Consider the following 12,569-nt stretch of genomic DNA (forward strand, 5'->3'; position numbering starts at 1 on the left):
TGCCGATCAAGATGACCACATTCGAACGTCACTCCCTCACCCCGTGGCTACTGCTGGCGCCCCAGCTCGTCGTGGTCGCCATCTTCTTTTTCTGGCCCGCCGCCGAATCGCTGCGCCAGGCGTTCTACGTGCAGGATGCCTTCGGCCTCGGCGAGCGCTTCGTCGGGCTCGCCAACTTCCAGCACGTGCTCGCCTCCCCCGGCTACTGGCACGCCTTCGGCGTCACCGCGCTGTTCAGTCTGCTGGTGGCGGCAGGCGCCATGGGCCTGGCGCTGCTGCTGGCGGTGCTCGCCGACCGCGTGCTCCATGGCGCCAGGCTCTATCGCGTGCTGCTGACCTGGCCCTATGCCGTGGCGCCGGCGGTGGCGGGTCTTCTGTGGCTGTTCATGTTCGACCCGGTGCTCGGCGTGCTGACCCACGCCCTGGCCGCCATCGGCGTGCACTGGGATGCCCAGCTAGATCCCGGCCAGGCGCTGGCACTGGTGGTGATCGCCTCGATCTGGCAGCAGATGAGCTACAACTTCGTGTTCTTTCTCGCCGGGCTGCAGATGATCCCCGCCTCGCTGCTCGAAGCCGCCGCCATCGACGGCGCGGGCCCCTTCCGGCGCTTCTTCGGTATCACCCTGCCGCTATTGTCGCCGACCGCCTTTTTCCTGCTGGTGATGAACAGTGTCTACGTACTGTTCGAGACCTTCGCCACCATCGACAGCACCACCCTGGGCGGCCCCGGCGGCGCCACGCGCACGCTGGTCTACAAGCTCTACGAGGATGGCTTCGTCGGCCGTGACCTGGGCGGTTCCAGCGCCCAGTCGGTGCTGCTGATGATATTGGTCGGGGTGCTCACCTTCATCCAGTTCCGCTACCTCGAACGCAGGGTCGCCTACTGATGCGCTATCGTCGTCCCGGCCTCGACGGCCTCACCCACCTGCTGCTGATCATTGGCGCGGTGATCTTCGGGCTGCCACTGTGGCTCGCACTCACCGCCTCCACCCACAGTGCCGGCGACCTGCAGAGCGGCATCGCCCCGCTGTGGTTCGGTGACCAGGGGCTCGCCAACTACTGGCAGCTACTGTCCCAGCCGATGCCCGGGCTGGGGGTCAGTGCGCTGCGCCTGCTCGGCAACTCGCTGGTGATGGCGCTGGGCATCGCGCTGGGCAAGATCGCGATCTCGCTGCTGGCCGCCTACGCCATCGTGTTCTTCCGTTTCCCCTGCCGCACACTCTGCTTCTGGCTGATCTTCGTCACCCTGATGCTGCCGGTGGAGGTGCGCATCGTGCCGACCTACGGCGTGGTGGCGCGCTTCGGGCTGATCGACACCTACGCCGGGATGATCCTGCCGCTGATCGCCTCAGCCACCGCCACCTTCCTGCTACGCCAGTGCTTTCTGAGCCTGCCGTCGGAGCTGTTCGAGGCGGCGCGGCTGGATGGCGCCGGGCCGCTGCGCTTTCTCAAGGATTTCGTGCTGCCGCTGTCGCGGACCAATCTCGCGGCACTGTTCGTGATCATGTTCATCTACGGCTGGAACCAGTATCTGTGGCCGCTGCTGGCGGCCAACTCGCCCGATCACGCCACCGCCGTGATCAGTCTGAAGAACCTGGTGCAGTCCACCGACACCCTGCCACCGTGGCAACTGGCCACCGCGATGACGGTGCTCACGGTCCTGCCCCCGGTGGTGGTGATCGTCGCCATGCAGCGCTTCTTCGTGCGCGGGCTGACCGATGCCGAAAAGTGACCTTCAACGCAGAGAGACTCGACCCATGGCCACACTGACCTGTCGCCAGCTCGTCAAGACCTACAAGGGCGGCCAGCGCGCCGTCGATGGTATCGACCTGACCCTGGAACCCGGGGAGCTGATGGTCGTGGTAGGCCCTTCGGGCTGCGGGAAGTCGACCTTCCTGCGGATGGTGGCGGGGCTCGAGTCGATCAGCGACGGCGAGCTGAGAATCGGCGGGACGCTGGCCAACCAGCTGGAGCCGGCCCAGCGCGGGGTCGCGATGGTGTTCCAGAACTACGCCCTCTACCCGCACATGAGCGTGTTCGACAACATGGCCTATGCGCTCAAGCTGCAGAAGCGCCCGCGCGAGGAGATCACGCGCCGGGTGCGCGAGGCCGCGGCCCTGCTGGGGATCGAGGCATTGCTCGAACGCCGCCCACGCCAGCTCTCCGGCGGCCAGCGCCAGCGCGTGGCGATGGGCCGGGCGATCGTGCGCGAGCCGCGCGTGTTCCTGTTCGACGAGCCGCTCTCCAATCTCGACGCCGCGCTGCGCGTGCAGATGCGCCTGGAGATTCGGCGCCTGCAGCAGCGCCTGGGTGCGAGCATGCTCTATGTCACCCACGATCAGGTCGAGGCGATGACCCTGGCCGACCGTTTAGTGGTGCTGCGCGATGGCCGGATCGAGCAGATCGGCACCCCGATGAGCCTGTTCGAGACACCCGCCAGCTGCTTCGTGGCGCGCTTCATCGGCTCACCGGCGATGAACCTGCTGCCGGTGACCCAGGCCGACGGCCGTGCACGGCTGCCCGGCGGCCTGATCCTCGACACAGAAGCACTCGAGACCGAAATCATCGAGACAGCCCCCGAAACCAAGGCCGATACGGCGGCGAGCGCAGACGCCGCCGAGCCCCCAGCTGCCGCCACCCTGGGGGTGCGCCCGGAGCACCTGCGCCTCGACCCGCAGGGCGAGTTCGCGGTCACGCTGGAGATGATCGAACGCCTGGGGGTGGATGCCCTGGCCTACTGCCGCCTGCCGGGACTCGACGCACCGCTCACCGCACGGCTGCCGCTGGCCACACTGGAGGCCGCGGCACTGCGCGAGGGCAGCGAGATACGGCTCGCGGTCGACGGCCCGCTGCACCTGTTCGACGCCGAGGAGCGCCGTGTGGCACGGCGGGCGCGCCTCAGCGCCGACACGTCGGCGGCGACATCGAGCATCGCCTGAGAGGGCATCGGGCCGACGAGTTCAGGAAGCCGCCTGGCTGGCTCGGGTCTCGACATGGATACAGGCCACGCTGACCGCGTCGTCCACCGGCTCCAGCGGCGGGTCGGTGCGGCTGCAGGCCTCGGTGGCACGATGGCAGCGCGGGGCGAACGGGCAGCCCGGCGGCGGCGCCAGCGGCGAGGGCGGCTCGCCCTTGAGCCGCACCCGCTCGCGACGCCGGTTGGGATCGGCGACCGGGGTGGCCGAGAACAGCGCCTGGGTGTAAGGGTGGCGCGGCTGACTGAACACCGTCTCCGCCGGCCCCGTCTCCACCGGCTGGCCGAAGTACATCACGATGACGTCGTCGGCGATGCGCCGAACCACCGAGAGGTCGTGGGAGATGAACACGTAGGCCAGCCCGAACTCCTCCTGCAGGTCCGCCAGCAGGTTGAGTACCTGGGCCTGGATCGACAGGTCCAGCGCCGAGACCGGTTCGTCGAGCACCAGGATCTTGGGGTTGAGCATCAGCGCCCGGGCGATCGCGATACGCTGGCGCTGGCCACCGGAGAACATGTGCGGATAGCGGTCGGCGTGCTCGGGCCGCAGGCCCACCTTCTCGATCATCTCCAGCGCCGCCGTGCGCCGCTCGCTGGCGCTCATCTCACGACGGTTGAGCTTGAGCGGCTCCTCCAGCATGGTCGCCACGGTCTTGCGCGGATTGAGCGACCCATAGGGGTTCTGGAAGATGATCTGCACCTCGCGGCGCAGCGCCGCCGGTGGACGTTGCCCCGGCTTGAGCGCCACCGCCTGGCCGTTGATGGTCAGCTCGCCGCTGGTGGGCGGCTCGATCATCGTCAGCACCCGGGCCAGGGTCGACTTGCCACAGCCCGACTCGCCGACCACCGCCAGCGTCTGACCCGCGAACAGCTCGAACGAGGCCTCGTTGAGCGCCTTGACCGTGGCCGGCTTGGAGAAGGGCCCGCCCTTGATCTCGTAGTAGCGCGTCAGATGACGCGCGCGCAGTACCGCTTCACGGCTCATGGACGCACCTCCGGTCGCAAGGGGGAAGATGTCTCGGGCGAGACGCCGGGTGAAGGTCCGGATGATGGCTCGGCATCCGGCCGCCCGAGCGGATAGTGGCACAGCGTGCGCGCCGGGTCGTCCGGCGCCGCCACCGGCTCCACCTCGCGGCAGTGCTCGGTGGCATAGCGACAGCGCGGGTTGAACAGGCAGCCCGTGGGGCGGTCGTGCTGGCCCGGCACCACGCCGGGGATGGTCGGCAGCCGCGTCTGCCCCGCGGCGCGCTCCGGCAGCGCCGAGAGCAGCGCCTCGGTGTAGGGATGGCGCGGATGGGCGAACAGCGATCTCACCTCCTGCTGCTCCACCTGGCGCCCGGCGTACTGCACGATCACCTGCTTGGCGGTCTCCGCAACCACACCCATGTCATGGGTGATCAGGATCAGCGCCATGCCCTTCTCCTCCTGCAGCTTGAGCAGCAGTTCGAGGATCTGGGCCTGAATGGTGACATCCAGCGCCGTGGTCGGCTCGTCGGCGATCAGCAGCCGCGGGTCGCAGGAGATCGCCATGGCGATCATCACTCGCTGACTCATGCCGCCGGAGAGCTGATGCGGATACGCCTTGATCCGCCGCGCCGGGTCGGGAATCCCCACCTGGGCGAGCAGCTCCAGCGCCCGCTCGTGGCGCTCGCGGCGCGAGCCGCCCTTGTGCTGCTTGATCATCTCGTCGATCTGGGTGCCCACGGTGAAGCACGGGTTCAGGCTGCTCATCGGCTCCTGAAAGATCATCGACATCTCGCCGCCGACGATGCGCCGGCGCTGACGCGAGCCCAGCTGCTGCAGATCCTGGCCGTCGAAGGCCATGCGCTCGGCGCTGACCTGGGCGGTCCACGGCAGCAGCCCCATGGTCGCCAGCATCGAGACCGACTTGCCCGAGCCGGACTCGCCCACGATCGAGAGCACGTCACCGTGGTCGACCTGGATGTCGACGTTCTCGACCGCCGTGAACAGGCCGCTGTTGGTCTGGAACCGAACGCTCAGGCCTGCGATATCAAGTAATGCCATGTGAACTCCTCATCGCGTCGCCGCGCCCGCCCCGGACGCCAGGCGCCAGGGTGGGCGAGGCGCTCACGATCGTTTCATCTTCGGGTCCAGCGCATCGCGCAGACCGTCGCCCATCAGGTTGATCATCAGCACGGTCAGCAGAATGATCAGCCCCGGGAAGGTGACCGCCCAGTAGGCGCTCCCCATGAACTCGCGCGCGTTGGCCAGCATTGCGCCCCACTCGGGGGTCGGCGGTTGCACGCCCATGCCCAGAAAGCCCAGCGCGGCGATATCCAGGATCGCGGTGGAGAACGACAGAGTCGCCTGCACGATCAGCGGCGCCATGCAGTTGGGCAGCAGGGTGTTGAACATCAGGCGCATATGGCCGGCCCCGGCCAGACGGCTGGCGGTGACGTACTCGCGACTCTTCTCGCCGATCACCGCAGCGCGCGTCAGGCGCACGAAATAGGGCAGCTGTACCAGCGCGATGGCGATCATCGCGCTGGTCAGCCCCGGGCTCAGGATCGCCACCAGACCCAGCGCCAGCAGCAGGCTGGGAAAGGCCAGCACCACGTCCATCACGCGGGTGATCACGGTCTCGACCCAGCCGCGGAAGTAGCCCGCCAGCAGCCCCAGGAAGATGCCGCCGCACATCGAGATCAGCACCACCATGGCACTGATCGAGAGCGAGTAGCGGGCGCCATAGATCAGTCGCGAGAGAATGTCGCGACCCACCGCATCGGTGCCCAGGATGTAACGCCAGCTGCCTTCGGCGTGCCACACCGGCGGCACCAGCAGTGCCGAGCGGTCCTGCAGTGCCGGGTCGTGGGGCGCCACCCAGGGCGCCAGCAGCGCTACCAGAAACACCAGCGCGATGAAGATCAGCCCGACCAGGGCGCCGCGACTGGCGCTGAAATCCTTCCAGAAGCTGCCCAGCTGATAGCGAAAGGTCCCGGGCGCACCAGGGGTAGAAATTGCAGCCATTTTTTGGGCCCTCAGTGACGGATGCGCGGATTGATGACCCCATAGGCCACATCCACCAGCAGATTGACGATCATCACGATGAACGCGATCAGCACCAGACCACCCTGCACCGAGGGGTAGTCGCGCCGCGAGATCGCATCGATCATCCACTTGCCGATGCCCGGCCACGAAAAGATCGTCTCGGTCAGGATCGCCCCGGCCAGCAGCAGCCCCACCTGCAGCCCGATCACCGTGACCACCGAGATCAGCGCATTGCGCAGGGTGTGCACCATGATCACGCGGTAGCTGGAGAGCCCCTTGGCCCGCGCCGTGCGCACGTAGTCCTCGCCCAGCACCTCGAGCATCGAGGAGCGGGTCTGACGCGCGATCACCGCCAGCGGAATGGTGCCGAGCACGATGGCGGGCAGGATCAGATGGTGCAGTGCCGAGAGGAAGGCGCCCCAGTCACCGGCGAGCAGGGTATCGATGGTCATGAAGCCGGTGACCGGCTCGATGAAGTACATGAAGGAGATACGCCCGGAGACCGGGGTCCAGCCGAGGGTGCCGGAGAAGAACATGATCAGCAGCAGGCCCCACCAGAAGATCGGCATCGAGTAGCCGGTCAGGCTGATGCCAACCACGGTATGGTCGAGCGTCTTGCCGCGCCGGATCGCCGCCAGCACTCCGGCCGGCAGGCCGATGATCACGGCGAAGGTGAGCGCGAACAACGACAGCTCCAGGGTCGCCGGGAAGCGGCTGAAGAACTCGTGGACCACCGGCGAGTGGGTGACCAGCGAGTTGCCCAGGTCGCCGTGCAGGAGCCCCTTGAGGAATTCCCAGTACTGCACCGGCAGCGGCCGGTCGAAACCGAACTGCGCCTGGAGCTGGGCGTAGCGCTCGGCGGAGATCCCGCGCTCGCCCGCCATCAGCAGGATCGGATCGCCCGGCAACAGGCGAATGAAGGCGAACGCCACGATGGTGACGCCGATGAAGGTCGGCACTAGCTGAGCCAGCTTGACCAGAATGAACTTGAACATAGTGAGGGTCTGACTAGTCATGCGCGGACACGGGACAGCCGCCAGGCTGCCCCGTGTCCGCGAAGGGAGGGAGTTACTCTTGGATGTCGACGCCTTCGAAGCTATGCAGACCCAGCGGATTGATCACATAGCCGGTGACCTCCTTGCGGATCGGCATGAACACCGTCGAGTGGGCCAGGGTGTCCCACGGCGCCTGCTGCTTGAAGATCACCTGCGCCTTCTCGTAGAGCTTGGCGCGCTCGGCCTGGTCGTCCAGCGTACGCGCCTGCTGGATCAGATCGTCGAACGGCTTGTAGCACCACTGCGAGCGGTTGGCCCCGCCCACGCCGGCACAGCTCAAGAGCGTCCCCATGAAGTTGTCCGGATCGCCGTTGTCACCGGTCCAGCCCAGGATCACCGCGCCCTTGCGGTCGACGGCGGAGGCGCGCTTGAGGTACTCGCCCCACTCGTAGGTGACGATATTGACGTCGACCCCGACCTTGGCCAGATCCGCCTGCATCAGCTCGGCGGCACGCCGGGCGTTGGGCATGTAGGGGCGCTGGACCGGCATCGCCCAGATATCCATCTTCAGGTTCTTCACCCCGGCATCCGCCAGCATCTGCTTGGCCTTCTCGGGGTCGTAGGGGTCATCCTTGACGGCGTCGTTGTAACTCCACATGGTCGGCGGAATCGGGTTCTTGGCCACCTCCCCCGCGCCCTGGAACACCGCGTCGATGATCGCCTGCTTGTTGATCGCCATATTGAGTGCGCGGCGCACTTCCGGCTGATCGAACGGCTTCTGCTGGGTGTTGTAGGCGAGATAGGCGACGTTGAGACCCGGCTCCTGGAGCACCTTGATCTCGTCGTTCTTTTTCATCGCCTGGACGTCGGACGGATTGGGGAACGGCATCACCTGGCACTCGCCCGCCATCAGCTTCTGGTAGCGCACCTGGGCATCCGGGGTGATGGCGAAGACCAGGTTGTCGATCGGCTGCTTGCCGCGGAAGTAGTCCGGGTTGGCCTGGTAGCGGATCGCTGCGTCTTCACGATAGGCGACGAACTGGAACGGGCCGGTGCCGATCGGCTGCTGGTTGGCCTGCTGCGGCTTGCCCTCGTCGATCAGCTGCTGCTCGTACTCCTGGGAGTGGATCGCGGCGAAAGGCATCGCCAGGTTGGCCAGGAACGGCGCATTGGGCTCGGTCAGCACGAACTTGACGGTATGGTCGTCGACCTTCTCGATCGACTTGATCAGCTCACCCATCGACATCGCGTTGAAGTACTCGAAGTTGCCGTTGGCGAGCTTGTAGTAGGGGTTGTCCTTGTCCATCTGGCGCTCGAAGCTCCAGATCACGTCGTCGGCATTGAGCGGTCGGCTGGGGGTGAAGAAGTCGGTGGTCTGGAACTTGACGTCGTCACGCAGATGGAAGGTCACGCTCAGGCCGTCGTCGGAGACTTCCCAGCTCTTGGCGATGGCCGGCTCCAGCTCGGTGGTGCCCGGCTTGAACTGCACCAGCATGTTGAAGACCGTCTCGCTGGTCGCGTCGAAGGTGGTACCGGTGGTGTAGATCGCGGGATCGAAGCCCTCCGGCGAGCCTTCGGAGCAGTAGACCAGCGTCTTGGCCATGACCGGGGTCGCACCCATCATCATGGCCGCCACACCGGCAGCCAGCAGCGTCTTTTTCATTGGAGATTCTCCTGCACAGCGGTCGCTGTCATTGTCTTTGTCGGCTTGTGGCCGTTTGTTATGCGTTTATCGTTGTCGCATTGCCCGCCACGGCTCGGCCCAGCGGGCAGTCGCCTGAGGTTAGTTCCTCAATTAGCGTTTAATCAATTGTCCGATAGCGTGAGACACGGTGCTTGCACTGGCGGCACAATATGTTTATAGCCCCACGCGCTAAGAGCCCATTTCCAACCCCTCTGACGATGGCGCCGGATAGGCTCACGTCGTCCAGCGGTGGTGAAAGACGTGCTAAAAGAATGCTTCATCAACGCCGTCTCAGCGCGCCGCCTGCCCTGCGGCCAGCCACGCATTGATCTGCTCCTGGTTGTCCGCGATCCAGGTCTTGGCCCCCGCGACCGGGTCGCCGCGCTCTTCGATCTGCGACATCAGCTCGCTCAGGCTCTCGTCACTCATGTGCCAGGCGTCGAGCACCGCGGTCAGCCAGGGGTCGTCCTCGCCAAAACCCTGCCGCGAGAACCAGTAGATGGTGTCGCCTTCGCCGTAGATGCCCTGCGGGTCGTCGAGATACTTCAGGTCGTAGTCGGCGAACGCCCAGTGCGGGTTCCATAGCGTGACCACGATCGGCTGCTGTGTGCGATAGGCGCGATCCAGGGCGGACATCATCGCCGGCTCGGAGCTGTTGATCTGCGTCAGCGGCAGGTCATAGGCGCTGATCGCTTCATCGGTCATGCCGGCGATCGCCGAGCCCGGGTCGATCCCCAGGATGCTCGGGCGCCCCTGATACGCGAACTCGTCGGCATGTGCCGCCAGCTCGGGAATGCTGTCGATATCGACATAGCTCGGCACCACCAGACCCAGTCCGGTCTCGTCGTACCAGGCATCGTGAACTTCCAGCGTATCCTTGTACGGCGCCAGAAAGCTCTTGTCCGTATGCGGTAGCCAGATCTCCAACCCGACATCGATATCCTTGCTGTTCATACCCGCGTAGAGCGCACTCTTGCCCACGTTGGCGAGCCTGACATCATAGCCGTGCTGCTCCAGCACCAGCTTCCACAGGTTGGAGACGGCAATGTTCTCGGCCCAGTTGTTGGTCCCGATGGTCAGCGTCTTGTCCGCGGCCTGAGCAGCGGAGAAGGTCGTGGTCAGCGCGGCCGCGGCCAGCATCCCGATCAGCGTGTTTTTCATCTGCGTTCCCGGTTGGCATGTCAATTCAACTTAGCAGGACGCGCAGCGAAAGCCGAGATCATGGCCGAAGGGAGGGGCTGGAGAGGGAAAGGCAGAGTGCTGGCGCCGGCTGGCCCGGCGCCTCAGAGAAGGATGGTAGCGCCGCCAGGCCGTGGGTTCGAGGTAGGCCTGAAAAAGCCCGGAAAGCCACAGCAAAACGCCTACAGCGAGTCCTGAAACTGAACCATCCATCACGTTTGGCGTTCCACCACCGTCTTCGTCTCAATCGAACTGATGCAAGACATGCTCACGGCGTGGCTGTGGACTTACAACCTCTAGCGTCTGAATATGGAGCTCGGCGACATCATACCGAAGCAGAAACTCGCACTGACCAAACAGCTCCACTTCGGGAAGTGTCTAAAAGTGAAGGGTATGAGATTATCTATGAAAGAACTTGTCTATCATCTGGCTGCCCTTCTCACGGCCATCAGTCTTGCTGCTGGCATCTTTTTTGGCCTTCCCGGGTGGCTTGGCGACGAGCCGGAAAGCTCTTGGGACTCAGTTGGCCAGTTTTTATCGTTGCTGATAGTAGGTATCGGCCTATCGCTCTCGTTTGCTGTAAACCTATTGGCGATAATGCTGACAAAGCCTCGGCCACGCTGGCTGATGGCGGCCTCATTGCTACAGGCTATTCCTGTAGCAATGACGCTACTAGTGCTCGGACAAATAGCATGGAAACAACATCTAATTGATCAAAGCCATGTGCAAAGCAGGGCGATTCGAGAGGCGGTAGAGAAGAACGACGCCCGCGCGCTCATGCGTGCACGAGACACCTGCATACGGGCGTGTCAACGCGAGTGGGGGGACCAACGAATTTTAATAGAGGCGGTAAAAGTTGCAGCGCCCAGCGTTGTCACTGCGATGCTCGACGCTAATGTTTCCGTTTCCGCCAGAGGAGGTGAGGGTATCTGGACCTGTGATGGCGCCTACTTGGGCCAAGCTGGGGCCTTGGCTGTGGCAATCGCCCAAGCAGATCAGAAACTCTTCAGGATTCTACTACCCCATAGCGAGATGCAAGCACGGCGCGAGGCGCTCTGGATAGCGGCCGGGCTTGATCGCCTTGCTTTTGTTCGCATGCTGATTGCGAACGGAGAGAGTCCCTATATTGCTGGAAAGTACTTTGATCAACACGAAAGCCTCCTGCATGCAGCCGTCGAGGGAGGGGCGGTCGATACAGCCCACTGGTTGATAGTGACGCAGCACTTATCCACTATGCGTCCGGTCCCGACAATGCCCGAGCGCCACGGCGGCAGAACACTGCTCGAAGTATGGTTGGATTATCAGTCGAGCAATCCCGGTGGCCGGGCCCTTACGATGATTCGCTTATTAAAGAAGCATGGCTTTCAAGCCGAGCCAGGCTTGACCCGCGCACTGACTGAAGAACTCAGCAAACGCCCGCTCTCTGGCAGATCAAGGGGGCTCGTCGAGGCAGGGGCCGACATCAATGGGCTCTCGGCGGCTGAACGAATTCAGCTCGCCATCATGATGATGAAGGAAACTCCATCGATCACATCGATGAGAGAAGACTGCATTTGTGCCGGCAACCTCGTTACGCGCACACGCAATAACGCCCGATACAGCCGGGGTGTCGATGACCTGCCACGGGCCCGACCCCGAATCGCGATGGGAGACACATGACGCAGCACTAGCAGGGTAGAGGTTCGTTTTAATCAAAAGGCACCTGGTCGCGGCTTGAACGTCCGCGTGATGGAATCCCAGAGCCCCACCGCCTCGGCATCGGTCAACGAGGCTTTGTCGAATTTGGGGCGCTCATCCTCATCGATACTGTAGTCGCCGTTCTTGAAGGTCATGGATATCCGCGGTTCTCGAACGGAACCACGCTCGCTGTTGGCCTCCAAGGTGAAACAGTCGCCACGGATATCGGCATCGGTGGTCACCGTAGCTAGCCATTCTTCTGCCTGTGCGATGCCACTAAGATCAACGTCACCTCGACGCAAGACACTAAAGTGGTCGTCTCCTTTGGCTTGCATGGCAGCTTCGGCCTCCCCCCATACGGTCCAGAAGAGTGTTCTCGGTCGTGACGGTCGAATTGATACTGATATGAAGGTTGACGTCACGATGAGCGTGATCGACAAAAATCATGGCGACAGTTTCCTTTCTCGTCGGCACCGCCGCCCCGGGAATCGACTGGTCGGCGCCCCCGGCTAGAAAACCGTGCTCGAAACACAGACCAGGGCGCTCGGGGATTTCTCCCGTCTGTCGGGGGCACAGGTGGTTCAACAAGTACTCGACCTGCTTCAGACGTTCGGGTTTGTTGGACTTTAGGGAAGATCGCATTTGCTCATACTTACCTTCCGATAGGTCTGTAGCTGTTAACTCCATCCGGAACACGGTCAATCCCTCGAACTTGTAACCCTCTAATAGCCTTGCCGCATCTGGCATATGAGGGCTTTCGTTACGATCGATGATGACCATGTCGTCGCTAACATGGATGATCCGCTTGAGAAAGGGCTGATCGCCTGCATCCACGGTATGCATGGCTTCCAGTTCGGCTTTGCGCTTGTCGATTAGGCGCTCGAATATCTGCCGGCTGTTGGGCTTGGCACTGATATTGGCGTCATTGACGGCCAGGCTGCTGAAGCTCGGTTTCAGTTGCGACGGCATGTCGACCTGAAAGCGGCCAATGCAAACCGGCGCCTGCGTGTCGGTATAGGCCTCGACGGTCTGGCGTTCCTGGTCGTTCATC

Annotated in this window: 12 protein-coding genes; 4 read left to right on the top strand and 8 right to left on the bottom strand. The window is 63.8% G+C overall.

The features are described 5' to 3' along the window. Window positions 1–11 precede the first annotated feature (11 nt). From ugpA to DOM66_RS15975, 3 genes are read left to right on the top strand one after another with little or no spacing between them, the layout of a single operon-like run. Complete coding sequence (gene ugpA / locus DOM66_RS15965) at window positions 12–887, top strand: sn-glycerol-3-phosphate ABC transporter permease UgpA (RefSeq protein WP_110678538.1); 876 nt, start codon at window positions 12–14, stop codon at window positions 885–887. Further along, on the top strand, window positions 887–1,732 hold the full coding sequence (gene ugpE / locus DOM66_RS15970; RefSeq protein WP_110678540.1) for a sn-glycerol-3-phosphate ABC transporter permease UgpE: 846 nt from the start codon (window positions 887–889) through the stop codon (window positions 1,730–1,732). The genes ugpA and ugpE overlap by 1 nt, the downstream gene beginning before the upstream one ends. Window positions 1,733–1,757: 25 nt before the next feature. Further along, window positions 1,758–2,939 carry an ABC transporter ATP-binding protein gene (locus DOM66_RS15975; protein WP_110690852.1) on the top strand — a complete coding sequence of 394 codons (1,182 nt, stop codon included), beginning with the start codon at window positions 1,758–1,760 and terminating at the stop codon, window positions 2,937–2,939. A gap of 21 nt (window positions 2,940–2,960) precedes the next feature. Here the strand turns inward: DOM66_RS15975 and DOM66_RS15980 are convergent, their stop codons facing one another. The 6 genes from DOM66_RS15980 to DOM66_RS16005 form a co-directional block, all read right to left on the bottom strand. After that, window positions 2,961–3,959 (bottom strand): dipeptide ABC transporter ATP-binding protein, encoded by a 999-nt coding sequence (locus DOM66_RS15980; protein ID WP_110678544.1) that lies wholly within the window; start codon window positions 3,957–3,959, stop codon window positions 2,961–2,963. Next, on the bottom strand, window positions 3,956–4,999 hold the full coding sequence (locus DOM66_RS15985) for an ABC transporter ATP-binding protein (RefSeq protein WP_110690853.1): 1,044 nt from the start codon (window positions 4,997–4,999) through the stop codon (window positions 3,956–3,958). Before DOM66_RS15985 ends, DOM66_RS15980 begins: the two co-directional genes overlap by 4 nt. Before the next feature lie 63 nt (window positions 5,000–5,062). Further along, entirely contained in the window at window positions 5,063–5,962 is a 900-nt protein-coding gene (locus DOM66_RS15990) for an ABC transporter permease subunit (RefSeq protein ID WP_110690854.1), read from the bottom strand. An 11-nt stretch (window positions 5,963–5,973) separates the two neighbouring features. After that, the gene (locus tag DOM66_RS15995) at window positions 5,974–6,999 is read right to left on the bottom strand and encodes an ABC transporter permease subunit (RefSeq protein ID WP_455431021.1); all 1,026 of its coding nucleotides are present in this window, start codon (window positions 6,997–6,999) and stop codon (window positions 5,974–5,976) included. Window positions 7,000–7,051: 52 nt separating this feature from the next. Continuing rightward, window positions 7,052–8,641, bottom strand: a complete 1,590-nt coding sequence (locus DOM66_RS16000; protein ID WP_110678552.1) for an ABC transporter substrate-binding protein — start codon at window positions 8,639–8,641, stop codon at window positions 7,052–7,054. 312 nt (window positions 8,642–8,953) lie between these two features. Further along, on the bottom strand, window positions 8,954–9,823 hold the full coding sequence (locus DOM66_RS16005) for a glycine betaine ABC transporter substrate-binding protein (RefSeq protein WP_110690856.1): 870 nt from the start codon (window positions 9,821–9,823) through the stop codon (window positions 8,954–8,956). Window positions 9,824–10,246: 423 nt separating this feature from the next. On the opposite strand from DOM66_RS16005, the gene DOM66_RS16010 reads away from it, so the two are divergent. Then, window positions 10,247–11,500, top strand: a complete 1,254-nt coding sequence (locus tag DOM66_RS16010; protein ID WP_157959073.1) for an ankyrin repeat domain-containing protein — start codon at window positions 10,247–10,249, stop codon at window positions 11,498–11,500. Window positions 11,501–11,532: 32 nt separating this feature from the next. On the opposite strand, the gene DOM66_RS16015 is transcribed toward DOM66_RS16010, so the two are convergent. Together DOM66_RS16015 and DOM66_RS16020 are read right to left on the bottom strand one after the other, a co-directional pair. Beyond that, the gene (locus DOM66_RS16015; RefSeq protein WP_157959074.1) at window positions 11,533–11,853 is read right to left on the bottom strand and encodes a T6SS immunity protein Tli4 family protein; all 321 of its coding nucleotides are present in this window, start codon (window positions 11,851–11,853) and stop codon (window positions 11,533–11,535) included. Beyond that, a complete protein-coding gene (locus DOM66_RS16020) occupies window positions 11,825–12,568 on the bottom strand; it encodes a T6SS immunity protein Tli4 family protein (RefSeq protein WP_110690859.1) in 744 nt (247 codons plus the stop codon). Before DOM66_RS16020 ends, DOM66_RS16015 begins: the two co-directional genes overlap by 29 nt. Window position 12,569 lies beyond the last annotated feature (1 nt).

The sequence above is a fragment of the Salinicola endophyticus genome, assembly GCF_003206575.1.
Classification (GTDB): domain Bacteria; phylum Pseudomonadota; class Gammaproteobacteria; order Pseudomonadales; family Halomonadaceae; genus Salinicola; species Salinicola endophyticus.